Source organism: Pseudactinotalea terrae (assembly GCF_009733845.1).
Taxonomy (GTDB): Bacteria; Actinomycetota; Actinomycetes; order Actinomycetales; family Beutenbergiaceae; genus Pseudactinotalea; species Pseudactinotalea terrae.
In genome coordinates this window covers 259,906-285,778 of sequence record NZ_WNXZ01000001.1, presented here as the reverse complement: position 1 = coordinate 285,778, position 25,873 = coordinate 259,906, and the positions used below count along the sequence as shown (strand labels likewise).

Genomic DNA, 25,873 nt, shown 5'->3' with positions numbered 1-25,873 from the left:
GTACCGTCTCAGCGTCGACGAATCCCGCTAGCTCCAGTCGGGCAGATACTCCCGGGTGGCCTGGTCGATCGCCACCGAGTAGGTCCAGTCCGACCGCCGGGTGGCCCCCCAGCCCTGCCAGCCACGCTGCGTGGAGTGCGCCAGCACGTGGATGCCGTCGGGCACCCAGGGCATGGTGATCGGTGCGAAGAACGGCACAGCCGAGACCGCCATGCAGAACTGGGTCCACCGCCGTCGCAACGAGCTCAGCGACCACGGACCGAGGACCACCAGCACCCGCTGGTGGCTGATCCGGTTGGCGATGAGGTCGAGCTCCCAGCCGTATCCCTGCCGGATCTCGCCCGGGGTCGCCGAGAGCACCACCGCTCGCGCGGTCTCGGCGTACCGGTGCACGTGCTGCTGCCACTCGTCGTTGCTGAAGCTCGCGCGCGCCGCGCCGATCGGGGGCATGTTCGAGCCGGGCGGCGCGATCGCGATCACCGGGCCGGTGGCCGAGAGCTGGCGCACCATCACCTCCTCGAAGCGGACCTTCCGCCGCAGCGAGAGCGCCGCGATCAGGCTGCGCCTGCGCAGCTGCCCGACGACCGCGAGCTTGTCCTCGTCGAAGCTGCGCAGGTACAGGTAGTGCGGTCGGGTGTCCTGCGAGAGCGCTTCGTCCAGGGATGCCGTGCGGAGCCGCTGACCGAGGCCGTCGACCATCGCCACCAAGATCAGCGCGGGGATCACGAGCAGGGTCGCGGTGACGATCGCGTCGCTGCCCAGGGACGTCACCAGGGAGCGCAGGTTCGCCAGCAGCGGGAGATCCATCCGCCGGACATCCTCTGACGTCAGCGAGGGCCAGCCCGCCGACATGCCCCCGTAGAGGGTGAGCAGCACGTAGACCACCAGGACGAGCAGCACCAGCGCGTACGACAGCACCGAGAGCGTCGCACCCACCCCGGCCTCGACACCCTGTCCCGAGACGTTCGCGCGGCCACGCTCGACCGGGCTCGGCTTGAGGAAGGTTCGCTGACCGATGATCAGCACGATCACCGGGATCGCACAGATCAGCAGCGTCCCCCACAGGATCGAGAGGTCGCCTGCAGCCGCACCCAATCCACCGACGACGAGAACGAAGCCGATGGCCGACCACGCCAGCCGCCGGATGAGGCGCAGCCACCGCGCTTTCGTGACGATCCGTGCCACGTCGTGATAGCGGGGCGAGGTCGAGCTGCTCGTGTACCGCGCCCGCGCGAGCATCGTGACCAGGCGGAACGGCGCGACGACGAGCGCGATGAGGACGACCGGGACGATCAGCCCCAGCACGATCGCCTCCGGGTTGAAGCCAGGCGTGTCGACACCCGGGATGCCGCCGGGCAGCGCGCCCATCGCCATGAGCATCAGCTCGTGCGTGTCCGCGGTGCACTGCTCGTGCGTCCGACCGGCGCAGCCGACGGTGAGCACCGCCAGCCCCCGATCGTCCCCGCCACCGTCGGTGATCCAGGCGCGCGTCACGCTGTCCTGTCCCCAGTGCACCGCCTCGCCCTCCTCGGAGGCGCCGCCCACAGGGTCACCGGCCGGCGCGAGCCACTCGTAGATGCCCGAGGACGCGGCGCTGTCGGTGCAGGGCACGTGCAGCAGGGTCAGCTCAGCCTCTGCGGAGCTCCAGACCCACTCTGACGCCGTCGAGCACTCCTCCGCCGAGGTGCTGGGGTCCTCCCGCGAGGACGCCAACGTCCAGTCGTCACCCGGGTCGACGGGCGGCTCCCCCGCGTCGGCGCTCGCCGGCAGGGCACCGATCGTCAGCGTCGCGAGTGCGAACGCTGCCACCGTGACGGCGCGGGTCAGCAGTCCCCTCATCCTTGATGGCTCCTTTCGTAGCCGTCGGGCCAGAGCACGACGACGGCCACTCCCCTGTCGCGGGCAGCCTCGACGATCTCTGCGGTCCCTCCGGTCCCCCGTGCGGGCTCACCATCCCAGACGGCGATCAGCCTGTCACTCCTGCTCACCACCTCGAGCCCGGCCTCGAGGTAGGCCGCCTCGCCCGGTGCGTCGTGATCGAGCGTCCTCACGCTCTCGGCGGCCGCGAGCAGCTCGTCTAGCCCGAACCGGAATGCCTCCTGGAGGCTGTCCCGGTAGCCCGTCGCCGGGATGACGACCTCGAGCGGGAGCCCGAGGTCGACGGCGACCCGCGCCACGAGCTGGTCCGCCCCCTCGGCGAGCGAGCTCACCAGGCGGACGTCGCCGTCATCGGCCCAGCTCGCCAAGATCTCGCGCACGCGGGAACGCAGCCACGCGGCGGTGGGCGCATCGTAGAAGCGGTGCCCGGTGACGCCCACGATCATCGACGTGCCCTCCCTGTCCCGACCTCGTCTCTGCGGCAGCGTAGGGGAGGTGGTCATGCCGTGCCCGGCTGCCGAGCGCGCCGAGTTCGTTCCAGGACGTCGAGTTCGCTGGGAGCACCCACCGAACTCGGCGTTCTGCGACGAACTCGGCGACGGGCAGGTCGGCGGCGGGGCGGGTCAGCGGCGGGTGATCACCATGTCGTCGCGGTGGACGACCTCGCGGTCATGGCCCTCGCCGAGGGTCTCGCGCAGCTCGGCCGAGGATCGGCCCAGGTGCGCCGGCAGCTCGTCGGAGGAGTAGGAGACCAGGCCACGGGCGACGACGGTGCCGTCGGGACCGGCGATCTCGATCGGGTCCCCGGCCTCGAACGTGCCCTCGACGGCGATCGCACCGGCGGCGAGCAGCGACTTCTTGCCGTGGGTGATCGCGCGGACCGCGCCGGCGTCGACGACGACCCGCCCCTGCGTGTCGGCAGCGTGCGCCAGCCACAGGCGTCGCGAGGTGACCCGCTTGCCGGCCGGCGAGAACCAGGTGCCCACATCCTCGCCGGCGAGCGCGGTGCCGAGGGTGTCGGCGTGCGTGAGCACGACCGGGACGCCGGCACCGGAGGCGATCGCGGCGGCGTCGACCTTGGTGACCATGCCACCGGTGCCCACGTGGGAGCCGCTCGCGGTGATCTCCAGGTCGGCCAGCGCCTCGATGTCGTCGACCACGGCGATCCGCTGCGACCCGGGCCGCGTGGGGGGTGCGGTGTAGAGCGCGTCGACGTCGGTCAGCAGCACCATGGCGTCGGCATGCACGAGGTGGCTGACGAGCGCAGCGAGCCGGTCGTTGTCACCGAAGCGGATCTCGCGGGTGGCGACGGCGTCGTTCTCGTTGATGATCGGGACGACGCCGAGCTCCAGCAGCCGGGTGAGGGAGCGGTGGGCGTTGCGGTAGTGCCCGCGCCGGATCACGTCCTCAGCGGTCAGCAGCACCTGCCCGACCCGGAGCCCGTGCGCGGCGAAGGCCCGCGTGTAGTGCGCGACGAGCAACCCCTGCCCCACGCTCGCAGCGGCCTGCTGGGTCGCGAGATCCTTCGGGCGCCTCGCCAGCTTGAGCACCGGCAGCGCCGCGGCGATCGCACCGGAGGACACCAGGACGACCTCACCCCCGGCCGCACGCCGGGCTGCGAGGGTGTTGACGACGGCGGTGAGCCGCGCGACGTCCAGGTGCCCCTCGGCGTCGGTCAGCGACGAGGAGCCGATCTTGACGACCACCCGCCTGGCGAGCGTGACATCCGCCAGCGCCGCCCGGTCCAGCACACGCGCGGCAGCGCTCTGGCTCACAGATCGTCCTCGATGGAGGGCGTCTCGGTCCACACCTGCTCGCGCGCAGCCGCCTTGGCGTCCATCCGGTCGTGGAACTGCTCACGCTTCTCCGCGCGCGTGGGCCGCTGCCGGTCCTCGAGGCGCAGGTCCTGCCCGCGGGCACCGAGGAGCTCGGGCCCGGTCATCATCGTGGGCTCCCAGTCGAACACCACGCCCCGGGGTCCGTCACCGATGACGACCTCATCGCCTGCCACCGCACCGGAAGCGAGCAGCGCGTCCTCGACCCCGAGGTTTGCGAGCCGGTCGGCGAGGTAGCCCACGGCCTCGTCGTTGGCGAAGTCCGTCTGACGCACCCAGCGCTCGGGCTTCTCACCCGTGACGAGGTAGTACACGTGGTCGCTCTCGCGCCGGTTGACCTGGAACTCCTTGCCGGACCGGCGACGGTCGACCGCCCGCGGTCGCAGCACCGGCACTGCCGGCTCGGCGGCGGGCTCGGCGGCGCGGACCTCGAGCACGAGGTTCGCCAGCGCGAAGCTGAGCGGACGGAGTCCCTCGTGGGACGCCGTCGAGATCTCGAAGATCTGCTCGGGGCGGTAGCCCCGGGCCTCGAGATCGGGCCGGACGAGCTCGGCGAGCTCGCGCGCCTCGGGCACGTCGATCTTGTTGAGCGCGATCAAGCGGGGGCGCTCGGCGAGCGGCACGCGGCCGCCCACGATGCCGAGATCCTGGGAGTACGCCTCCAGCTCGGCCTCGATGACATCGAGGTCGCTGACCGGGTCGCGGCCAGGCTCGAGGGTGGCGCAGTCGAGCACGTGCACGAGCACCGCGCACCGCTCGATGTGACGCAAGAACTCCAGGCCCAGGCCGCGACCCTCGCTCGCGCCCGGGATCAAGCCCGGCACATCGGCGACGGTGAATCGCTCGTCGCCCGCCTGCACGACGCCCAGGTTCGGCACCAGGGTGGTGAACGGGTAGTCGGCGATCTTCGGGCGCGCAGCCGACATCGCGGCCACGAGCGAGGACTTGCCCGCCGAGGGGTACCCGATGAGGGCGACGTCGGCGACGCTCTTGAGCTCGAGGACGACGTCGGCCTCCTCGCCGGGTTCACCCAGCAGCGCGAACCCGGGAGCCTTGCGCTTGGGCGAGGCCAAGGCAGCGTTCCCGAGGCCGCCATGACCGCCGCGAGCCACCACGAACCGCGACCCGGTGCCCACGAGGTCGGCGAGCACCTCGCCGTCGGGGGTCTTGACGACCGTACCGTCGGGGACCCCGACCACAAGGTCCTCGGCGTTCTTCCCGGCGCGCATGTCACCGGCGCCCTGTGCACCGTTGCCGCCGCGTCGGTGCGGCGCGTGCGAGATGTCGAGGAGAGTGGTGACGTCGTCGCGGACCTCGAGGATGACGTCGCCGCCGTTGCCACCGTTCGCGCCATCGGGGCCGCCCAGCGGCTTGAACTTCTCGCGATGGATCGACGCGCAGCCGTGACCGCCGTCGCCCCCGCGCGCATGGAGCACCACACGGTCGACGAAGCTGGCCATGGTCGCCTCTCAGGTTGCAGTCAGGGTGGAGCTGGGAATGCGAAAGGGCGGGACGGCCGATGCCGTCCCGCCCCGCGCAATGACGTGAAGCTGTTCTCGCTCGGCTCAGACGGTCTCGAGCTGCGCCGGCACGATGTCGATGACCTTGCGGCCCCGACGGGTGCCGAACTGCACGGAGCCGCCCTCGAGAGCGAACAGGGTGTCGTCGCCGCCACGGCCGACGTTCTCGCCGGGGTGGAAGTGCGTGCCGCGCTGGCGGACGAGGATCTCGCCGGCCTTGACGACCTGGCCGCCGAAGCGCTTGACGCCGAGGCGCTGCGCGTTCGAGTCGCGACCGTTGCGGGAGGAGCTGGCGCCCTTCTTGTGTGCCATGTCTTCAGTCCTTAAGCCTGTGAGGTCGACGGTTACTTGATGCCGGTGATCTTCACGCGGGTCAGGTCCTGACGGTGGCCCTGGCGCCTGCGATACCCGGTCTTGTTCTTGAACTTGAGGATGGTGATCTTCGGGCCGCGCTCCTCGCGCACGATCTCCGCCGTCACCTTCACCTTGGCGAGGTCGGACGCAGCCGAGGTCACCTTCTCGCCGTCGACGAGCAGGACCGGAGTCATCTCGATCTCGGAGCCGGTCTCACCGGCGATCCGGTCCATGACGACGATGTCGCCGACGGACACCTTCTCCTGCCGGCCGCCGGCCTTGACGATCGCGTACACCACGGTTTTGCTCATCTCTCGCATCGGACGTTGGATCTGCGTGCACCTGCCGCGCATGCCCTTGGCGTCTCACGGTGACTCGGAGCGAGTCGTGAGGGGATTCCCCAGCCCGGATCTGTCCTCCGGGCGCACACGCGGGCACGGCGAAGCGCACCGAAGGACCACTGTACGCGAGCGGGTGGCGGTCCGGCAAACCCGGGCCGCTCGTGTGCCGCGAGACGATCGTCACGTCTGATCCTGCGAGGGTGGCGTGGCGGCCAGGTGCGGGTTCTTGGCCCCGGCCGGCATGACGACGACGGCCAGCAGCAGGAGCAGGGCCGCCAGCGCCACCCCGAGGAAGACCTGCTGGAACGTGGGGCCGAGCAGCGAGGCAGGCAGGTCCTCGAGCTGGCCCTGCCCCGCGACGTTCGCGTTGACGACCGCTCCGTAGATCGCCACGCCGAACGCGCTGCCGAGCGAGCGGGCGAACATGTTGCCTCCGGTGACCACGCCGCGGACGCCCGGCGCGGCCCAGGCCTGGGCGGCGATCAGGATCGGTGTGGCCACCAGGCCCATGCCCAGGCCGATCGAGAAGCACGCGCCGGCGACCGCGAGCACCGAGGTGCCGTGCCCCGCCAGGTTGAGGAACACCGTGCCGACCAGCGCGATGCTCGAGCCGATCAGGCCCGTCGTGCGGAATCCCAGCCTCAGGTAGAGGCGCCCGGACTGCGAGGCTGCGATCGGCCAGCCCATCGTGAGCGCGGCCAGCGCGAAACCCGCGATCAGCGGGTCCTCCCCCAGCACGGTCTGGGCGAAGATCGGTACATAGGCGGTCAGCCCGATGAGCAGCGCGCCCACGAGCAGGCTGGCTGCGTTGGTGCTGTTGAGCAGCCGGTGCTTGAACAGCCAGCTGGGAAGCACCGGGTCGGCGACGTAGCGTTGCGCGATGGCGAACGCCGCCAGCAGCACCAACCCGCCCGCCGCGAGCGCGATACCCGGTGTGGACAACCACTCCCAGCTGACACCACCTTCGAGCAGGCACAGGATCAGCGCGGCGCTGCCGACCGTGAGCAGCACCGACCCGACGACGTCGATCCGCCGCGAGGTTCGCTCGTGGGTCTCCTTGAACCGGCGCAGCAACCAGAGCGCGATCGCCCCGAGCGGCAGGTTCACCCAGAAGATCCACCGCCAGTCGAGGTACGTGGTGAACACGCCGCCGAGAGTCGGCCCCACGACCGAGGAGATCGCCCACACGCTCGCCATGTACCCCTGCACCTTGGCGCGCTCGGCGATGTCGTAGACATCGGCGACGATCGTCTGCGCCATCGGCTGCACGGCACCGGCGCCGAGGCCCTGCACACCGCGCGCGAGGATGAGCACCAGCATCGAGGGGGCGACCGCGCACAGCACCGAGCCCACCAGGAACAGCACGACCCCGAGCACCATGATCGGTTTGCGTCCCACCAGGTCGGCGAGCTTGCCGTAGACCGGGACCGTGGCAGCCTGCGCGAGCAGGTACACGCTGAAGAGCCAGGGCGCCTGGGTGAACCCGCCCAGATCGGCGACGATCGAGGGGATCGCGGTCGCGAGGATCGTCGCGTCGATCGCCACCAACGACGTCGACAGCATCGTCGCCAGCAGGATCGGGCCGCGCGCAGAGCGCAGCCCCACGCCGGTATCCCTCGTCGTCACCACGCCCCGTCCCAACCTCCGGACCGATGATCTCATTCCATGGTCGGTGCCGCCGACGTGGGACCCGCGGCTGGGCCGAGGCGCGTGGTGGGATGGTCAGATGGCAGCTGACTCACCAACGATCGTGGCCACCTCCGGCGGGTACCGCCGGGGCGCGCGCACCATGCTCGAGCTCGACGCCCTGGTCCACCACGCCGTCGAGCGGTCGGGTGTCAGCGGGAGACGCCCGCGGCTCGCCTACCTCGGCACGGCGAACGGCGACCAGCAGGGTCGGGTCGCGGCGATGCACGAGGCAGCGCGCGTGGCCGGGTTCGACCTCACGCCTGTGACGCTGTTCACGATGCCCAACCACGAGGACGTCGCGGCCACGCTGCTGGGCGTCGACGCGGTCTGGGTCGACGGCGGGTCGGTCGCCAACCTGCTGGCGCTGTGGCGGCTGCACGGCGTCGACCAGGCGATGCGGCAGGCCTGGGAGGCCGGCGTGGTGCTCGCAGGCGTCAGCGCTGGCTCGATCTGCTGGTTCACCGGCGGCACCACCGACTCGTTCGGCCCTGAGCTGCGCGCGGTCACCAACGGCCTCGGGCTGCTCCCCTTCGCCAACGGCGTGCACTACGACAGCGAGGCGCGCCGGCGGCCGCTCGTGCACCGGCTCGTGGCCGAGGGCACGCTGGGCGAGACCCACTGCACCGACGACGGCGTGGGCCTGGTCTACGAGCGCACGAACCTCGTGGATGTGGTCGCTGAGCGCGACGGGGTGGCTGGGTACCGGGTGACGCGCAGCGCCAGCGGTACCGCGATCGAGGAGCGCTGGGAGGCGCGGCGGCTCTGAGATCGGTTCTCGGGTGGTGACCTCTGCCCTGGGCGGCTCACCGGGATGAGCGACCCGGTGCCCTAGCCTGAGCGCGATATGCCACGACCGCCCGCGCTCCCCGCCGCCACACCGCGGACGACCACCCAGCTGCTCCTCGCACGCGGTGGCGACCCGTTCGAGCACACGCACCAGATCATCGGCTCTGCCCTGCAGTCGGTGAGCGAGCTGCTCGACTTCCTTCCCGAGGACCAGCAGACCCTGCGGAAGCGGTTCCGCCACATCTACGAGACGCTGGCCGCGGCCCGGCCGTCGCTGCCGGCCGGCGTGGCCGCGCAGGGTCCTGGCGCGCTCAACCCTCAGACGCTCGGCTCGCTCGGCTGGGGCGAGCCGATCGTCGTCAGCGGCGCCCCTGTCGGACGCGAGCCGGTGGACCCCGATCCGCAGGCGGAGCCGGTGTACGGGTTCGCCGCGGCCCTCAACGGCGCCGGTCGATACCTGACGGAGACGACCGACCACCTGCGCATGGGCGCGCAGACCTGGGGTGCGCAGCGGATCGTGCAGGCGGGTGCCGTGGCGCACGCGGCCGCCGCGGTCGACCATCTCGCCGCCGTGTTCACGGCCGCGATGTGGGACTTCGAGCGGCCCGGGATGCCGGCGCTGCCGGCGAAGTCGGGTCGCATCGAGCTGCGTGCGTCCCCGCGCCCGGCGCCGATGACCACGTGGGCGCGCTACGCCCGAGCGATGTTCCTCACCGACCGGGTCGAGCTCACGACCGGCAGCGGCCGTCGCGTCATCGGCTCCGACACCCCGATCGCGTACCTGCTCCACGTGGTCCCGCCATCCCCGACCGCCACCGTGATCCCCTACGACCCCGCCGAGCGCTACGCACCCGTGCCGCTGTACGACGAGCTCGGCGTGGTGCACTTCTGCAGCGCCGACGGCCACAGCCTGGGCGCGATCGCGGTCGCCGACTGGCTGGCGCAGCCCGAGCTGACCGTGGCGCAGGCCGCCCTCGTGCAGCCCACCGAGCGGATCCGCGCCTACGACCGCCTGGTCTGGGCCCTCGAGGCCTCGGGGATCGCCGCGGGCGCAGCCACCCTGCGGGTGCCGATCCGACGCGGCGTGCAGCACCCACCGCACATCAACCCCGAGGCCCTCTCGAGCGTGCCTCACGCCAGCAGGCGCGCGCAGCAGGCGTTGCCCGCGCCGGGCGCCCAGGCGCCGCCGCTGTCCGCCGACGTCGTCCGCCCCGGGCCGCACCTGATGCCCTACCGCGGTCCGGCAGCGAACCCCGCGCGCGCCCTGATCCGGCGCCAGCGCAGGCACAAGGCGCGCCAGGTCGACCTCGGGCCCTCCTCGAGGGTGACCGAGATGCTGCGCGCCTTCTACCCCACGACCCTGTGGGTGGGCTCGCTGTTCACGGCGTACCTGCTCGAGCGCGAGTGGTGGGTGCGGCTGCTCGTCATCCTCGCGGTGGCGACGGTCCTGGAGCCATGGATCACCTGGGTGGTGCGCTGGGTCGCCGACCGCGACATGCGGCGGATGGTGGCCACCTATCGACCCGGGGCGTCCGCGCACACCACCCGCGCCTTCCAGCTGCACGCCAAGCTCATGTACGACGGCGCCAACATCGGCGTGCGCACCGGCAGCCGTCACGAGGCGTGGGTGGCCGCCAGCAGTGACACCGACCTCGGGGTGGTCGGTATCGATCGCCTGCTCCACCAGGGACAGGCGTGGGGGTACGCGCTCGTGGATCGCCTCGGTCGCTGGCGACTCGTGCTGCCCGCCGACTCCTGGGCTCCCGGCGACGACCTGTCCGGGCTCGCCGGCTTCGCCCAGGCGGCTGACCTGCAGCTCGGCGAGCAGCACGCCGCCCCGCCGACGATCCGCGAGGACGTCATGGTCGAGGACTCGACCTTCTCCCAGACGCGCTCGCACGGTCCGCGTACGCGCGGCATGGTGATCGCCGCGATCCACGCCCTGGCCGCGTTCGTCATCACCTTGCCGGGCTCGACGACCGCATCGATCTACACGCTCGGTATCGCAGCGATCGCGCTCGTGCCGGTGTTCCTGCGGTGGCTCTGGACCGCCTGGTACCAGGGCACCCCCGGCACGCGCTCGGGTTAATGGTCAGTTGTTCAGTACTGGCGGGTCTTCGTCGGTCAGCTCGATGATGACCGCCTTGCCCTCCGCAACTTCTTCGGCGGCAGTCTGAATCGCGCCCAGCCGCTCGTCACTGAACGTCTCACCCACCGTGTAGATGGTGATGATGAAGGCGTTCCGCGCGGGCTCGAAGTGGACCGCCTTCGGAGCCGGGTCGAAGTCAATCGCCGTGATCACCGCCAGCTCTTGCTCGCCCCACTGCTCCTCCGGTTGCGTCGGCACCTCCTCGATCGTGGTCGTCTCCTCAGGGACGTCCGTGAGCGATGCACTCGGTTCTTCTGACGTTGTGCTAGGCGGCTCGCCGGCCACCTGCCCGCAGGCCGAGAGCACGAGCATCGTCGTCACCGCTGCGAAGTAGCGCACATGGCGACTCATGCCTCGCACCTTCTCCAACCCAACCCTTCAAGTTTGGCGACTCCACCTCAGCTGGTCTTGATACTGACCCCTCCTGAGATCGCCAAGACGGAAGCCACTGTAGTGATGAACGATCCGCCCGAGTTGGATCCTGTGGTGAAGCCATACCCGGTATAGCCCAGAAACCAAGGACCACCCGAATCTCCGCCTGTAGTGACCTTTGTTTGCGTGTAGTAGAGGTAGCACCAGGTGTCACCGCTCGTAAAGGCCACGGACCCTTCGTAGCTCTCGACTGAGGTGGATCCGTAGCCGGAGGTCTGGCCGAAGACAGAGCGACTGTCCGACACTGACTACGCCGGTTCCCGTGATGGGCCTCGTCACCCCGAAGTCGTACCTGAATCGGTTCTGCGGGGTACCACCGCTCAGAGCGGTGAAGCGAACATCGCGACTACTGGATGCAACGTACGTGGATCCCGTGAGCCGAAGTGGTGATGCCGTATGCGGTGCCACGTGTCGCTATGAATCCGCCAGTGCACGTACTGTATCCGTACCCACCGCGGGTGTTCGAATCGGTCACAGGCGCCTGAGCAGCAGGCTCGTATTCAATACGAATCTCGACATCCGCCCACACACCGCCAACGGTCGTTGCGTGATCGTGGTGAAAAGCCGCGACCTCTGCCGGAGCATCGGTCCACACCGTTACGGTCACCGCATGGGCGACTGGGTCATAGCGGGCTCCCATCGCCTCAAACGGCGCATCCTCGTAGATGTCCAGTACCGCTCTCTCCAGCGCCTGACGGTCGCGATACGGGAGCACTCCCGGCCGGGACACACTCACCCGCGCCGACTCACTTTGGCTACCGACGTATTCGGTAATCGCCGCGAGACCTTCAGGGGTCGAGAGCACTTCCCCGCCGCTGGGCGTCCATGCACAGTCCACGACGTCGTCAGGGAACAGATCAAGCACTTCCACTAGCAAGGGTCGCTTGCATCGTCAGCGCCGGTCGCAGCCGATCCTGCCGACGCTACGAGCACGACCGCAAAGGCCATCGCGAAAGCGGCCCGCAACCTCCGGACCATCTCAGCCTCCCCATCGGCGCAACTCACCATCGAGTGCCGCTGACCGTAGCAGATTGCGCGACCACGTTCTCAGAACTGCGGCGCGGTCGTGGTCGAGGTGCCCTCACCGTGGGGCGTGCGGGGGGACCGGGGCACGCCGAGCAGCTCCGCCTGACCGGCCACAGCACAACGCGAGGCCCCACCGTGACCGGTAGGGCCTCGCGTCCGAGGTGATCCCTCTGCCTCAGGAGGCGGGCGCGTCCTGCCCGACGTCGTCGCTCGCCTCAGCGTGCTGGGTCACCTCGGGCTCGCTCTGCTCAGCAGGCTCGCTCTGGTCAGCAGTATCGCTCTGCTCAGGCTCGGCTGTCGCAGGCTCTTCCGGCGTCTCCGCGGCCGGCTCAGGAGTCTCCGCGGGGCTCTCGACGGGCTCCACGGGCGTCACCGCAGTCTCCTCGGGCGTTGCGGCAGTCTCCGCCACCGCGACCTCCGGCTCGGCAACAGCCACAGCGACGACCGTCTCCTGCGCCTCGAGCTCGACGACCGACTCGAGCGAGTCCTCGGCTGTCAGCGGCGACGGGTGCGGCTCGGTGTCGAGGTGCTGCTCGTCGTGCGCGTGCGCCGCCGCCGCTGCGATCGCGGCCAGCGTGGCGCGGACCTGCGCCCGCTGCACCGGGTCGTCCGTGGGCTCCGGCACGGCCTGCGGCTGTGCCTGCTGGGACTGCCCGTTGCTGTTGCTCCGGCGACCGCGGCGGCCACCACGGCCCGAGCGCGGGGTGTCCTCGGACTCCTCGGGGACGCCAGCACCGGACTCGACCGGCTCGTCGTGGAAGACGACCCCGCGGCCGTGGCAGTGCTCGCAGCTCGTGCTGAACGCCTCGAACAGGCCCTGGCCCACGCGCTTGCGGGTCATCTGGACCAGGCCGAGCGAGGTGACCTCGGCGACCTGGTGACGGGTGCGGTCGCGGCCCAGGCACTCGACCAGGCGACGGAGCACCAGGTCACGGTTGGACTCCAGCACCATGTCGATGAAGTCGATGACGATGATGCCGCCGATGTCGCGCAGCCTGAGCTGGCGAACGATCTCCTCGGCCGCCTCCAGGTTGTTCTTGGTGACGGTCTCCTCGAGGGTGCCGCCCGATCCCGTGAACTTGCCGGTGTTGACGTCGACGACCGTCATGGCCTCGGTACGGTCGATCACCAGCGAGCCGCCCGAGGGCAGCCAGACCTTGCGGTCGAGCCCCTTGGCGAGCTGCTCGTCGATGCGGTGGGCGGCGAACACGTCCTGCTCGTCGGTCCAGTGGTGCAACCGCTCGGTCAGGTCCGGCGCGACCGACTCGACGTACTCCGAGATGGTCTTCCACGCGTCGTCGCCCTGCACGGTCAACGAGGCGAAGTCCTCGTTGAAGACGTCCCGGACCACGCGCGTCGCGAGCTCGGGCTCGCCCTTGAGCAGCGTCGGGGCGCTCGTGGAGGTCCGGTTGACCTTCTTCTGGATGTCGTCCCAGTTCTTGGTCAGACGCTCGACGTCGCGACGCAGCTCCTCCTCGGAGGCTCCTTCGGCCGCGGTGCGCACGATGACGCCCTGCCCCTCGGGGACGATCTCCTTGAGAAGCTTCTTGAGGCGGTTGCGCTCGGTGTCGGGCAGCTTGCGCGAGATGCCGGTCATCGAGCCCGAGGGCACGAGCACCAGGTAGCGGCCCGCGAGGGTGATCTGCGAGGTGAGCCGCGCCCCCTTGTGACCGATCGGGTCCTTGGTGACCTGCACCAGCACCGAGTCGCCCGAGGAGAGCGCCTGCTCGATCCGGCGCGGCTGGCCCTCGAGTCCGGCGGCGTCCCAGTTGACCTCACCGGCGTACAGCACGGCGTTGCGACCACGACCGAGGTCGACGAACGCTGCCTCCATGCCTGGCAGGACGTTCTGCACGCGACCGAGGTAGACGTTGCCCACCATCGAGGTCTGCGTCTTGCGGGCCACGAAGTGCTCGACCAGGACATCGTCCTCGAGCACCGCGATCTGGGTCCGGCCGTTGCTGGAACGCACCACCATCGCACGGTCCACGGACTCACGCCGGGCGAGGAACTCCGCCTCGGTGATGATCGAGCGGCGACGGTTCGAGTCGCGCCCCTCGCGGCGGCGCTGGCGCTTCGCCTCGAGCCGGGTCGAGCCCTTGAGCGCGGTCACCTCGTCGCGGGCGCGGGCGCCCTCGTCGCGGGTCGAGCGCGACCGACGGCGACGGCGGCGCCGGGAGCGGTTGCTCTCGCCACCCTCGTCACCCTCGCCGGACTCGTCGTTCTCGGTCTCGCTGTCGGCGTCGTCGGCCTTGGGTTCGGTGCTGTCAGCGGCGGTCTCGGCGTCGTCGGCCTTCTTGCCCCGGCGCCGCCTGCCCCGGCTCTCGCCCTTGGGCTCGTCCGACTTCTCGGACCGGTTCGCCTCGTCGGCGCTCTCGCCGTCGTCCGTCGGTTCGTCGTTCGCGGAGTCGTCGTCCGAGGAGGAGTCGTCGCCCTTCGCCTTGCGTCGGCCCCGACCGCCCCGGCGACGACGGCGACGTGGTGCCGAGGAGTCGTCGCCCTCCGGCTTGTCCTCGGAGTCCTCAGTGCTCTTCTCGGGCTCGTCGGAGCTCTCGGTGCCGGCTGCCTTCTCGGAGGTGCGCTCGGGCTCGTCCTGCGGACCGCTCTGACGCTGCGACGTCGGCTCCTCGTCAGCGGGCAGCTGCGGCGCACCCGCGGGTGCCGACGCACGGCGGCGGCGGCGCGGGGTCAGGTCAGGAGCCTGGAACAGCAGCGCCGTGGCAGGCAGGCGCGGCGAGGCCTCCTCCTCGTCCTGGGACTCCGGCGCCTCGTCCAGTGCCTCGACACTCTCGTCGTCCGCAGCCGGCTCGGCGGCCTCCTCGGCGTCGGCGACCTCGGCGGTCTCCTCGGCCGGGACCTGCTCGGGTGCACCCTCGTCGGCCGGCTCGGGGGCCTGCGCGGGCTCCTCCTGCGCGGCCTCGGGCTCGGGCTCGGCGGGCGCCAGCCCGAGCTCGGCGAGCACGTCGAGCGTGGGCCGATCCGGGGTCATCGCCGGCCGCGTGGCGCGCCGCGAACGGCGACCGCGGGTGGGCTTGTCCTGCTCGGCAGCTGCTTCGTTGCTCTGCTGGTCCTGGGTAGCGTCGTAGTCGCTCACGTGGCTCCGCCGGGCGACCCCTGCCGTACCACCGGGGGTTGCTCGGTTCTCTCGGGCGGTCCGCACAGGCGGATCCGGGTCTGTCGCAAGTCTGAAGGGTGCGGGTCCCTCGCGAGTTTCGCGCTGAGGATCCACCGGTGTCACCGTCGTGCCATGTGGGCCCGTGCACAGGTGTGGCCCCGGGCTCCGCGCCTGCCTGGAGTGGCGGCGCCGGAACTCGTGAACCCCAACGACCGTGCTGGTGTCATCGAGCTGATCAACGGGTACGGAACTCGCTGGTCAGCCATGAGCAGTATGTCACAAGCAGGTCTCAGGGGCCGCTTCTACCCCGGCGCGTCCACGGCGAGACGGCATCGACAGGAGGGGCCGCCGTCGGGACCGTCCATGGGTCCAAGGTCCCGACTCTTGGTGACAGAGCGTTCCTACGCTGGCGAGCGAGTCACCGACCTGAGGGAGCCCGCCCGTGGAAGCTGTTGACGCCGCGCGATGGCAGTTCGCCATCGTCACCGTCTACCACTTCATCTTCGTCCCGCTCACGATCGGGCTCTCGCCCTTGGTCGCGATCATGCAGACGGCGTGGTTGGTCACCGGCAAGGCGCACTGGCTGCGACTCACGAAGTTCTTCGGCAAGCTGCTGCTCGTCAACTTCGCGATCGGCGTGGCGACCGGCATCGTGCAGGAGTTCCAGTTCGGGATGAACTGGAGCGAGTACTCCCGGTTCGTGGGCGACATCTTCGGTGCGCCGCTGGCGATCGAGGGGCTGGCGGCGTTCTTCATCGAGTCGACGTTCCTCGGGCTGTGGATCTTCGGCTGGGACCGGCTGCCCCGCAAGATCCACCTCGCGTGCATCTGGCTGGTCGCGATCGCGACCAACGTCTCGGCGTTCTTCATCCTCGCCGCCAACTCCTGGATGCAGCACCCCGTGGGAGCGATCTTCAACCCCGAGACCGGCCGCGCCGAGCTCGACGACTTCGGCGCCGTGCTGCTCAACAACACCCTCTGGGCGGCGTTCACGCACACCGTGGCGACGGCGCTGCTCGTGGGCGGCACGTTCGTCACGGGCGTGGCGGGCTGGCTGATGGTCCGCGAGGTGAGGGCCGGCAGGATCGACCTCGCCCGCGCGGTCTACCGCCCGGCCGCGCTGCTCGGGCTCGTGACGATCGCCGTCAGCGGCGCGGGTGTCGCGGTCTCAGGCGACTGGCAGGCGAAGCTGATGTTCGAGCAGCAGCCGATGAAGATGGCCGCCGCCGAGGGGTTGTGCGAGACCCAGACCGGCGCCGGCTTCTCCATCCTCACGGTCGGGGACCTGTCGAACTCGTGCGAGGGCGTCATCCACCTCATCGAGGTGCCCGGGCTGACCAGCTATCTGGCGACCGGCGACTTCGCCGGCCAGGTGGCAGGCGTCCCCGAGCTGCAGCAGCAGATGGAGGAGCGCTACGGCGAGGTCGACGAGCAGGGCGAACCGGTCAACTACTCCCCCAACCTCGCCCTCACCTACTGGTCGTTCCGGCTCATGATCGGGTTCGCAGCCGGTTCGGCGCTGCTCGCGGTCGCCGCGCTGTGGCTGCTGCGCAAGAAGGGGTCGGTCACCGACAACCGCTGGTTCGCGAAGCTGTGCCTGATCGCGATCCCGATGCCGTTCCTCGCCGCCTCCTTCGGCTGGATCTTCACCGAGACCGGTCGGCAGCCCTGGGTCGTGGTCCCGAACCCGACCGGCGTGGACATGGTGAGGATGCTGACCTCCGACGGCGTCTCCTCCTCGGTGGGGATCGCCGAGGTGATCACCTCCCTCACCGTCTTCACGCTGCTCTACGGGGTGCTCGCGGTGGTCTGGGTGAAGCTGATGACCCGCTACGCGAGCCACGGCGCGCCCGAGGTGGAACCGCCGCCGGAGGTGGACGACGAGAACGCCGAGTCCGACCGCCCGCTCTCCTTCGCGTACTGAGAGGCCTGAGACGTGGAACCTCACATCCTTGTCATCGTCTGGTTCGTGCTGATCGCGGTCCTGTGGACCGGGTACCTCGTGCTGGAGGGTTTCGACTTCGGCGTCGGCATGCTGCTGCGCCCGTTGTCCAAGAACGACACCGAGCGCCGGCTCGTGATCAACACGATCGGACCCGTGTGGGACGGCAACGAGGTCTGGCTGCTGGTGGCCGGCGGCGCCACGTTCGCGGCGTTCCCCGAGTGGTACGCCACCATGTTCTCCGGGTTCTACCTGCCTCTGCTGCTGATCCTGGTCGCCTTGATCATCCGCGCGGTCGCTTTCGAGTACCGCGGCAAGATCGACGACGACACGTGGCGCAACCGCTGGGACTGGGGCATCACGTTCGGATCGTGGGTGCCGGCGGTGCTGTGGGGCGTCGCGTTCGCGAACCTCGTGCGCGGTGTGGAGATCGACGCCGACCACCAGATGACCTCCTCGTTCGTCGACCTGCTCAGCCCGTACGCGCTGCTCGGCGGCGCGACCACGGCGCTGCTGTTCCTCACGCACGGCGCGATCTTTCTCTCGCTCAAGACCGACGGCGAGTTCCGGCACCGGGCGCGCGCGCTGGCAACCCGACTGGCCATCGTGAGCGCCGCCGTCGGGGCGACCTTCGTCGTCTGGACCCAGCTGGCGTACTCGGACAAGGCGTGGACGTGGGCGGCGGTCGGACTGGCAGCGCTCGGCGTGGTCGGCGCGTGGCGGGCCATCCAGGCGGGGCGTGAGGGCTGGGCGTTCCTGGCATCGGCGCTGGCGGTGCTGGCCGCGGTGGTGCTGATCTTCGGCTCGCTCTACCCGAACGTGATGCCGGCCATCAACGACCCCGCGAACTCGCTGACGATCGTCAACGCCGCCGCGACGCCGAAGACGCTGACGATCATGACCTGGGTCGCCGGGTTCCTCACGCCGCTCGTGCTCGCCTACCAGGGCTGGACCTACTGGGTGTTCCGCAAGCGGCTCACCGCGGAGCGGATCCCCGCCGCGATCGGGCTGCCGCTGCGAGCCGAGCAGCCGAGCGCCTCCGACAGATGAGCAAGCCCCTCGACCCGGTGCTGCTGCGCACGGTCAGCAGCGCACGTTCCGCGGTGGTCGTGACGGCGCTGCTGGTCGTGGGCCAGACGGCGGCCGTGGTCGTGGGCGCGCTGCTGCTCGCCCAGGTGCTGGGTGGGCTGGTGTTCGGCAGCGCGACCTGGGCCGAGGTGGTGCCCGCAGTCGCGGGTTTCACCCTGTCCGTGCTGGCCAGGGTGGCGCTGACGACGGCGACCGAGTGGCGCGCGCACCGCGGCGCCACCCGGGTGATCGCCGAGCTGCGCGAGCTCACGCTGCGGCACGCGGTCGCGTTGGGGCCGCGCTGGCTCGGGGTGCACCGTGCGGAGCTCACGACACTGGTCACCCGCGGGCTCGACGACCTCGAGCCCTATCTCGTGCGCTACCTGCCGCAGCTGCTGCAGACCGCGATCCTCACGCCCGCGATCCTCGTGGTGATGGCCACCCAGGACCTCCTGGCCGCCGCCACGATCGCGATCACGATCCCGCTGATCCCGGTGTTCATGTGGCTGATCGGGGTCGCCACGCAGCGGACCACCGAGAAGCGGCTGGCGGCGCAGCAGCGCCTCAACGCCCGCGTGCTCGACCTGGTCGCCGGGCTGGCCACGCTGCGCTCGCTCGGGCGTGCTCGCGGGACGGTCGGCCGGGTCCGTGAGCTCGCCGACGCCGAGCGCCGCGGCACCATGGGCACGCTGCGGGTCGCGTTCCTGTCCGGCGCCGCGCTCGAGCTGCTCGCGACGCTGTCGGTCGCGATGGTGGCCGTCGGGGTGGGGCTGCGGCTGGTCGAGGGCGAGGTCGCGCTCGTGACAGGGCTCGCCGTGCTGATCCTCGCGCCCGAGGTGCTCGCACCGCTGCGCGCGGTCGGCACCCACTTCCACGCCTCGGCCGATGGGGTGGCCGCGGTGGAGCGGTGTCTCGAGATCCTCGATGAGCCGACACCGACGGCCGGCACCGGCCCGATCGGCCCGGTCGACGAGGCCCGCTGGGACCACGTGACCGTGACCCCTCCCGGCCGGACCCGCCCCGCGCCGCGGGACCTGAGCGCGACCGTGCGCCGAGGCCGCATCACCGTGCTGCAGGGACCCAGCGGCGGAGGCAAGACCACAGCGGCGCTCGCCCTGCTGGGCCTCGTGGCTCCCGACGAGGGATCGGTCCGGCTGCGCGCCGACGACCGTTGGCACGACCTCGCCGACGTCGACCTCGACCAGTGGCGGCGGCAGGTCGCCTGGGTGCCGCAGCACCCCGTGCTCGAGCCGGGCACCGTGCGAGAGGTGGTGGGCGCCGTCGACATCCCCGACCACCAGCTCGAGCGAGCGGCGAGACTTGCCGGGTTCTCCGAAGTGGTCGCTGGGATGCCGCAGGCGTGGGGCACGCCGATCGGTGGCCGCGCGCGCGGTCTCTCCGCCGGGCAGCGGCAGCGTCTCGCCCTCACCCGAGCCCTGCTGGCACCGGTCTCGTTCCTCGTGCTCGACGAGCCGACGGCGCACCTCGACTCCGCGAGCGCGGGCCAGGTGGCGCAGGTCGTTCGTCACGCCGCCGAGCAGGGCACGGGTGTGCTCGTGCTCACTCACGCGAACGAGCTGGTCGAGATCGCCGACGAGCTCGTGACCGCGGGTGTACTCGAGGAGGTGACCACGTGACCACCACAGCCCCGGCTGCCGAGTCCAGCGGCACGCTCCGCGACGACATCACGGCGCTGCGACGCGTGTGGCCCCTGCTCGGCGTCTCCCGCAACCGGATCGCGGTGGCGGTGGCCTGGGGCAGCCTCGCCCTCGGCTCCGCGGTCGGGCTGGGCGCGGTCTCGGCCTGGCTGATCGCGCGCGCCAGCCAGATGCCGTCGGTGCTCGACCTGACGGTGGCGGTGGTGGCCGTGCGCGCGCTCGGCATCGGCCGTGGGTTGTTCCGCTACCTCGACAGGCTCTCGTCGCACGACGTCGCGCTGCGTGGATCCGCGACCCTGCGGGAGCGGCTGTACGCCACGCTGGCCGCCGGCAGGCTCGACGCGGTGGCCACGCTGCGGCGCGGCGAGGTGCTCCGCCGCTGGGGTGCCGATGTCGACGACGTGGGCGACCTCGTGGTGCGGGCGCTCGTGCCGGCGCTGGTCGCGGTGGTCGTGTCGGCGGGAGCGGTCGCGATCGTCGGTGCCCTCTCCCCCACGATCGGACTGGCGCTGGCGCTGTGCCTGGTGGTGTCCGGGCTCGCCGCCCCGGCGCTCTCGGCCCGTGCGGTCAGGCGGGCCGAGATCGACGGCGCGACCGCGCGTGGAGAGGTCTCGGCCGCGAGCCTGTCGGTGCTGGACGGGGCGGCTGAGCTCGCCGTCAACGGTCGTCTCGAGGGTGTGCTCGGCGGGCTGGCCACGGCCGAGCACGACCTCCGAGCAGCGCGAGACCGGGCGGCGCGCCCGGCCGCGCTCGCCCAGGCGGTCACCGTCGGCGCGATGGGGATCGCGGTGCTGGTCGCCCTGATCGTCGGCGCCGCCGAGGTCGCGGCGGGCGCGCTCACGCCGGTCGAGCTAGCGGTCGTCGTGCTGACACCGCTTGCCGCCTTCGAAGGCGTCACCGCGCTCGCGCCGGCCGCGGTGCATGCGGTCCGCGCCGCCGATGCTGCCCGGCGCATCACCGACCTCGTGGCGCGGGCCGACCGGCCTGTCCAGGGCGATCGCCGCCCGCACGATGACGACTCGACCCTGGTGGCGGAGGGCGTGACGGTCGGCTGGCCGGGCCGGGCTCCGCTGCTCCAGAAGGTGAGCCTCACGCTCGAGCCGGGCTCCGCCGTCGTGCTCGTCGGGCCCAACGGATCGGGGAAGACCACCCTGCTGCTCACGCTCGCCGGGCTGCTGCCGCCGGTCTTGGGCGAGGTACGTATCGGAGGCGTCCCGGCCACCGAGCTCGCGGATGGCGCGGCCGCCACGGTGGCGACGATGACCGGTGAGGACGCGCACGTCTTCGACACCACGCTGCTGGAGAACCTCCGGGTGGCGCGTGGCGACGTCGCGCTGGACGAGGCACGTGAGGCGCTCGAGCAGGCGGGGCTGCGCGACTTCCTCTCGGGACTGCCGAGCGGGCTCGACACCCCGGTGGGCGAGGACGGCGCGCTGATCTCAGGAGGAGAGCGCCGCCGTCTGCTGCTCGCCCGGGCGCTGCTGACCAGGGCACCGCTGCTGCTGCTCGACGAGCCCGACGAGCACCTCGACCCCGACACCGCCGAAGCGCTGCTGGCCGATATCGTCGCGCTACGGGAGGCTGGCCGTGGCGTGCTCGTGGTGACGCATCGAGCCTCGCCCGCGATCGCGGCGGCCGACCGCGTGATCGATCTGTCGGGAGGGTTCGTGCGATGAACATGTTCGGCGATGTGGCCGCGGCGGGGCGACGGCTGTCCTCACGCGCAGCCGGCGCGATCCGGCACCTCGCGGCAGCGATCGACCTCGCGGACACCGCGCGCCCGCTACGCAACGCGCAGACTCGTTCGCAGTGGCTGACGGTCGGCCAGGAGGTCACGACCGCGATGCTCGAGGGCGCCGAGGTCGAGGATGCGCTCGGGCTGATCGCGCACCGCCTGCAGGTGATCGCCGAGGCCGACGCCGCGTGCCTGGTCCTGCCCGGTGTGGGCGACGACTGGGTCATCGAGTTCGCCGCGGGCGAGGGCACCGAGGACCTGGTCGGGATCGTGATGCCCGAGGGCGGTCGCGCGCGGCGGGTCATCGAGTCGCGGGCCGGCCTGGTGGTGACGTCGTTCGACCGGTCGAGCACGCTGCGCGTTCCCGAGTTCGGCAGGTACGGGCCCGCGCTGTACGCCCCGCTCGTCGCGGGCGCGCGCAGCACCGGCGTCATCATCCTCATGCGTGCCAGGGGCGGCGAGGAGTTCAGCTACGACGAGCTCCAGATCGCGGAGGCGTTCGCCCGGCAGGCGGCGCTGGCGCTCGAGCTCGCCGAGGCGAGGGACGCCCAGGACCGCGCTGCGCTCCTCGACGAGCGCGCCCGGATCGCGCGTGACCTGCACGACCTCGCCATCCAGCACCTCTTCGCGACCGGGCTCTCGATCGCCCGAGCACGCGACGATCTGCCCCCCGAGGTGGGCGGGCAGCTCAGCGAGGCGCTCAAGGGCCTCGACGAGGCGGTCGCGCAGATCCGCGAGATCGTCCACGCGCTGCAGCGCGACGCCGTGCCCTCGCTCCCGATGGAACGCGTCGAGCGCGAGCTCGACCTGGCCCGCTCCGGTCTCGGCTTCCAGCCCGAGCTGGACCTGCTGCCCTCACAGATCGACGTCGAGACCTGGACCGAGAGCGCCGACACCGACCTCGTCGACGACGCGGTCGCCGTCATCCGCGAGGGCCTGTCCAACACCTCCCGGCACGCACGCGCCGAGCACGTCAAGGTGACGCTCGAGGTCGGCCCTCAGCTCGTGGTGACGGTGGCCGACGACGGCGTCGGCATCCCTGCCGACCGCACCCGATCGTCGGGCCTGGCGAACCTCGGCCGCCGCGCCGAGCGCTGGGGTGGCACCTTCTCGGCCGCCCCCGGCCCCACCTCCGGCACGGTCATGACCTGGCAGGTCCCTCTCACCAAGACCGCGGTGCCGCCAGCGCCTCTCGATCGCTGAGCTCGTCGCAGATCGTCGCGTTCGCCGGGCGTACCAAGCGAGTTCGAAGGTACGGAACGAACTCGGCGGCAAGGAACCGACGACTCAGGGGCGGTAGCGGGAGAGGAAGAGGGCCTCGGCCAGGGCCATGCGCTCGAGCTCGCCCGGGTCGACGCTCTCGTCGGAGGCGTGCATCCGGCTCTGCGGCTCGGCGAGGCCGATCATCACGATCGAGGCGTCGGGCTGCGCGGCGGCGATCGATGCCGTCAGCGGGATCGAGCCGCCCTGACCGGCGGTCTGGGTCGGGGCACCGAAGGCGTCGGCCATCGCCTCGCTCAGCACCTCGAACCCTCGGGTGTCCTGCCGGGCAGCGAACGGCTGGCCGATGCCCTGGCGCTCGACGCCGACGTGCACGCCCCAGGGGGCCGCAGCCTTGAGGTGCGCGACGAGCGCGGCCTCGGCGTCGGCCGCATCGACGCCCGGCGGCACACGCAGGCTGACCGTCGCTGCGGCGCTGCCCTGGATCGCGGGCAGCGCGCCGATCACGCCAGGGGCGTCGATCCCGACGACCGTGACGGCCGGTCGTGCCCAGATCTGGTCGGCGACCGACCCGGACCCGACCAGCTGCGCACCCTCGACCACGCCGGCATCCTGGGCGAACTGCTCGGCCGGGTAGGGCGTGCCCGGCCAGGTGCCTGAGGCATCGAGACCGGCGATCGTGGTGTCGCCGTCCGCGTTCCGTAGCGAGGCGAGGATGACGACGAGGGCCGCGAGCGCGTCCGGTGCCGCGCCCCCGAACGCGCCCGAGTGGCGGTTGCCGTCGAGGGCGTCCACGCGCACGGTCACCATCACCATGCCGCGCAGCGCGACCGTGAGGGTCGGCACGCCCACCGCGACGTTCCCCACGTCACCGATGATCACGACGTCGGCAGCGACCTCCTCGGGGTGCTGCTCGACGTAGCGCTCGAGCCCGCCGGTCCCCTGCTCCTCGGACCCCTCGACGACGACCGTGAGCGAGACGGGGTACCCCTCGCCGTCGCCGCGCAACGCCCGCAACGCGGTGAGGTGAGCGATGACCGCGCCCTTGCAGTCGGCGGAGCCACGGCCGTACCAGCGCCCGTCACGCTCCGTGAGCTCGAACGGCGGCGTGCTCCACTGCTCGGCCGGCGCCGGCTGCACGTCGTAGTGGGCGTACAGGAGGACGCGTGGCGCACCCTCGGGACCCTCGTAGGTCGCGAAGACGGCGTCGGTCCCGTCCGGGGTCGTGGCCAGGCGGGCGTCCAGGCCCTCGGCCGCGAACGCATCACGTACCCAGGCGGCGGCGTGGCGGCACTCCTCGGGATCCTCGACCTCGGGGTCGGCCACCGAGCGGAACGCCACGAGGGTGGCGAGCTCGGTGCGCGCGCGGGGCATCAGGGCGGCCACCGCAGCGCGCAGCGGCTCGATGTCGGGTGCGACGGTCACAGGTGCTCCTTGCCGGTCTCGCTGCGGGGCCGCCACCCGCCACCACGGTGACCCGCCACCCAGGCTGCGGCCTGGGTGCGGCGCTGCAAGCTCATCTTCGCGAGCAACCCGGTGACATGGTTCTTCACCGTCTTCTCGGCGACGCCGAGCGTCTCGCCGATCTCGCGGTTGGACAACCCGTCGCCGATCAGCTCGAGCACACGCCGTTCGCTCGGGGTGAGCTTCTCGGTGGGGTCGTGCTCGCTCTGCCCGATGCTCGCGCGGGTCATCAGGCTGCGCCCGGCCGCGACGGCGCGCACGGCCTCGGCGATGTCGTCGCCGCGGACGGTCTTGAGCAGGAACGCGCGCGCACCGGCGGCGCCGGCCGCGCGCAGCGCGTCCGGGTCCTCGAACGAGGTCAGCACCACCGACCGGCAGTCCGTCAGCTTGTTGGCGGCGGCGATGACGTCGAGACCGGTGCCGTCGGGAAGCTGCAGATCGACGAGCAGCACCTGGGGGGCGACGAGCGGGAGCCGGCGCAGCGCCTCGGCCACGGTGGCGGCCTCGCCGACGACCGACAGCCCCTCGGTCCGGTCGATGACCTCGGCGACGCCACGACGCACGACCTCGTGGTCGTCCACCACCATCACCGTGATATCCGCAGGCACGAACCGGAGCCTATCGGCCATCCCGCCCCAGCAGGGTCAGCCTGCCGGTTCTGCCGTGGAGCGCCGCACCGCGAGCTCGACCGGAAGGGTGCGCAGCCCGGGCTCGGGCCGGTCCGGCCCGAGAAGGAGCTCGACGGCGGTGCGCCCCAGCTCGTCGGCGGGCACCGTGACCGATGTCAGCGGTGGCGCCAGCAGCCGCGCGACCGGGATGTCGTCGAACCCGACCACGCTCAGCCGGCCGGGCACCGCCACCCCGCGGTCGGCGAGCCGGCCCAGGATCCCCAGGGCGAGCTGGTCGTTGAACGCCAGCACCGCGGTGACCTCGGCGGCCAGCGCGAGGTCGGCGGCGGCCAGGCCACCGGCAGAGCCGGGCCTGAACGCCCCCAGGTCGACGACCTCGATCTCGACTCGTTCCCGCGCGGCCACGAGGCCACGGCGGCGAGCGGCGTCCGACCACGAGGTCGCCGGGCCGCCCGCGTATCCGACTCGACGGTGCCCCAGGGCGTGCAGGTGCACGAGCGCCTGCCGCACGCCGTCGGCGTTGTCACCGGTCACGGCGGCGAGACCCTCCACCTCGCGGTTGACCAGCACGACGCGAGCGCGCTGCGCGACCGCGCGCACGGCGTCATCGGGCATCCGGGGTGAGGCGAGCACGAGGCGGGCGGCGACCGGCCCGACCTGGGCGATGACGGCGGCCTCGACCTCCGCGTCCTCATCGGTGTCGGCAACCACAGCGGTCAGGCCCTCCGCACGGACACGACGCTGCACCCCCTTGGCGACACCGGCATAGAACGGGTTCGCGAGATCCGGGAGCACCAGAGCGATCGACTGCCCCTGACCGGTGACGAGCTGCCGGGCCGCGAGGTTCGGCTCGTAGCCGAGGCGCGCGGCGGCGCGGCGAACCCGGTCCCTGGTGGCCGCCGCGACGACCGTCGACCCCGCGAGCGCACGCGAGGCGGTCGCGACCGAGACCTGCGCGGCCGCGGCGACGTCGGCGAGTCTCGCCTCGTTGGTCATGGCCGTGATCGTAGGGCTGGCTGCAAACGCTTTCA

20 protein-coding genes are annotated in these 25,873 nt (G+C 71.5%); 7 read left to right on the top strand and 13 right to left on the bottom strand.

What is annotated here, in order from left to right; genetic code table 11:
• Window positions 1-27 precede the first annotated feature (27 nt).
• The 7 genes from GPA03_RS01365 to GPA03_RS01335 all read right to left on the bottom strand — a co-directional run bounded on the left by GPA03_RS01365 (window position 28) and on the right by GPA03_RS01335 (window position 7,533).
• On the bottom strand, window positions 28-1,839 hold the full coding sequence (locus GPA03_RS01365; protein WP_156250211.1) for a hypothetical protein: 1,812 nt from the start codon (window positions 1,837-1,839) through the stop codon (window positions 28-30).
• Window positions 1,836-2,381 carry a hypothetical protein gene (locus tag GPA03_RS01360; RefSeq protein ID WP_156250210.1) on the bottom strand — a complete coding sequence of 182 codons (546 nt, stop codon included), beginning with the start codon at window positions 2,379-2,381 and terminating at the stop codon, window positions 1,836-1,838. Before GPA03_RS01360 ends, GPA03_RS01365 begins: the two co-directional genes overlap by 4 nt.
• Before the next feature lie 120 nt (window positions 2,382-2,501).
• Window positions 2,502-3,653, bottom strand: coding sequence for a glutamate 5-kinase (gene proB, locus GPA03_RS01355; RefSeq protein ID WP_170296866.1), 1,152 nt, complete (start codon window positions 3,651-3,653; stop codon window positions 2,502-2,504).
• Entirely contained in the window at window positions 3,650-5,173 is a 1,524-nt protein-coding gene (obgE, locus tag GPA03_RS01350) for a GTPase ObgE (RefSeq protein ID WP_156250209.1), read from the bottom strand. Before obgE ends, proB begins: the two co-directional genes overlap by 4 nt.
• 105 nt (window positions 5,174-5,278) lie before the next feature.
• Window positions 5,279-5,545, bottom strand: coding sequence for a 50S ribosomal protein L27 (gene rpmA / locus GPA03_RS01345; RefSeq protein WP_156250208.1), 267 nt, complete (start codon window positions 5,543-5,545; stop codon window positions 5,279-5,281).
• Window positions 5,546-5,577: 32 nt separating this feature from the next.
• Window positions 5,578-5,886 carry a 50S ribosomal protein L21 gene (gene rplU, locus GPA03_RS01340; RefSeq protein WP_206673466.1) on the bottom strand — a complete coding sequence of 103 codons (309 nt, stop codon included), beginning with the start codon at window positions 5,884-5,886 and terminating at the stop codon, window positions 5,578-5,580.
• 222 nt (window positions 5,887-6,108) lie between these two features.
• The gene (locus tag GPA03_RS01335; RefSeq protein ID WP_241681025.1) at window positions 6,109-7,533 is read right to left on the bottom strand and encodes an MDR family MFS transporter; all 1,425 of its coding nucleotides are present in this window, start codon (window positions 7,531-7,533) and stop codon (window positions 6,109-6,111) included.
• A gap of 121 nt (window positions 7,534-7,654) precedes the next feature.
• On the opposite strand from GPA03_RS01335, the gene GPA03_RS01330 reads away from it, so the two are divergent.
• Both GPA03_RS01330 and GPA03_RS01325 read left to right on the top strand, forming a co-directional pair.
• The gene (locus GPA03_RS01330; RefSeq protein WP_156250205.1) at window positions 7,655-8,383 is read left to right on the top strand and encodes a Type 1 glutamine amidotransferase-like domain-containing protein; all 729 of its coding nucleotides are present in this window, start codon (window positions 7,655-7,657) and stop codon (window positions 8,381-8,383) included.
• Window positions 8,384-8,461: 78 nt separating this feature from the next.
• On the top strand, window positions 8,462-10,492 hold the full coding sequence (locus GPA03_RS01325; RefSeq protein WP_156250204.1) for a hypothetical protein: 2,031 nt from the start codon (window positions 8,462-8,464) through the stop codon (window positions 10,490-10,492).
• Window positions 10,493-10,495: 3 nt separating this feature from the next.
• Here GPA03_RS01325 and GPA03_RS01320 read toward each other — a convergent pair whose 3' ends face one another.
• From GPA03_RS01320 to GPA03_RS01310, 3 genes are all read right to left on the bottom strand, one after another.
• Window positions 10,496-10,873, bottom strand: a complete 378-nt coding sequence (locus GPA03_RS01320; RefSeq protein WP_156250203.1) for a hypothetical protein — start codon at window positions 10,871-10,873, stop codon at window positions 10,496-10,498.
• Window positions 10,874-11,330: 457 nt separating this feature from the next.
• Window positions 11,331-11,849 carry a hypothetical protein gene (locus GPA03_RS01315; RefSeq protein ID WP_156250202.1) on the bottom strand — a complete coding sequence of 173 codons (519 nt, stop codon included), beginning with the start codon at window positions 11,847-11,849 and terminating at the stop codon, window positions 11,331-11,333.
• A gap of 336 nt (window positions 11,850-12,185) precedes the next feature.
• A complete protein-coding gene (locus tag GPA03_RS01310; RefSeq protein ID WP_479681101.1) occupies window positions 12,186-15,104 on the bottom strand; it encodes an Rne/Rng family ribonuclease in 2,919 nt (972 codons plus the stop codon).
• 463 nt (window positions 15,105-15,567) lie between these two features.
• On the opposite strand from GPA03_RS01310, the gene GPA03_RS01305 reads away from it, so the two are divergent.
• Genes GPA03_RS01305 through GPA03_RS01285 form a run of 5 tightly spaced genes read left to right on the top strand, consistent with a single transcriptional unit; the run spans window position 15,568 to window position 22,731 of the window.
• Window positions 15,568-17,049, top strand: coding sequence for a cytochrome ubiquinol oxidase subunit I (locus GPA03_RS01305; protein ID WP_156250201.1), 1,482 nt, complete (start codon window positions 15,568-15,570; stop codon window positions 17,047-17,049).
• A 12-nt stretch (window positions 17,050-17,061) separates the two neighbouring features.
• Window positions 17,062-18,117 (top strand): cytochrome d ubiquinol oxidase subunit II, encoded by a 1,056-nt coding sequence (gene cydB, locus GPA03_RS01300; RefSeq protein WP_206673425.1) that lies wholly within the window; start codon window positions 17,062-17,064, stop codon window positions 18,115-18,117.
• On the top strand, window positions 18,114-19,772 hold the full coding sequence (cydD, locus tag GPA03_RS01295; RefSeq protein ID WP_156250200.1) for a thiol reductant ABC exporter subunit CydD: 1,659 nt from the start codon (window positions 18,114-18,116) through the stop codon (window positions 19,770-19,772). Before cydB ends, cydD begins: the two co-directional genes overlap by 4 nt.
• Entirely contained in the window at window positions 19,769-21,469 is a 1,701-nt protein-coding gene (cydC, locus tag GPA03_RS01290) for a thiol reductant ABC exporter subunit CydC (RefSeq protein ID WP_241681023.1), read from the top strand. Before cydD ends, cydC begins: the two co-directional genes overlap by 4 nt.
• A complete protein-coding gene (locus GPA03_RS01285; RefSeq protein WP_156250199.1) occupies window positions 21,466-22,731 on the top strand; it encodes a GAF domain-containing sensor histidine kinase in 1,266 nt (421 codons plus the stop codon). The genes cydC and GPA03_RS01285 overlap by 4 nt, the downstream gene beginning before the upstream one ends.
• 84 nt (window positions 22,732-22,815) lie before the next feature.
• Here the strand turns inward: GPA03_RS01285 and GPA03_RS01280 are convergent, their stop codons facing one another.
• The 3 genes from GPA03_RS01280 to GPA03_RS01270 are packed head-to-tail and all read right to left on the bottom strand — an operon-like array spanning window position 22,816 to window position 25,838.
• A complete protein-coding gene (locus GPA03_RS01280) occupies window positions 22,816-24,174 on the bottom strand; it encodes a dipeptidase (RefSeq protein ID WP_241681022.1) in 1,359 nt (452 codons plus the stop codon).
• Window positions 24,171-24,800 (bottom strand): response regulator, encoded by a 630-nt coding sequence (locus GPA03_RS01275; RefSeq protein ID WP_194239499.1) that lies wholly within the window; start codon window positions 24,798-24,800, stop codon window positions 24,171-24,173. Before GPA03_RS01275 ends, GPA03_RS01280 begins: the two co-directional genes overlap by 4 nt.
• A gap of 57 nt (window positions 24,801-24,857) precedes the next feature.
• Window positions 24,858-25,838, bottom strand: coding sequence for a LacI family DNA-binding transcriptional regulator (locus GPA03_RS01270; RefSeq protein ID WP_156250197.1), 981 nt, complete (start codon window positions 25,836-25,838; stop codon window positions 24,858-24,860).
• Window positions 25,839-25,873: the final 35 nt, after the last annotated feature.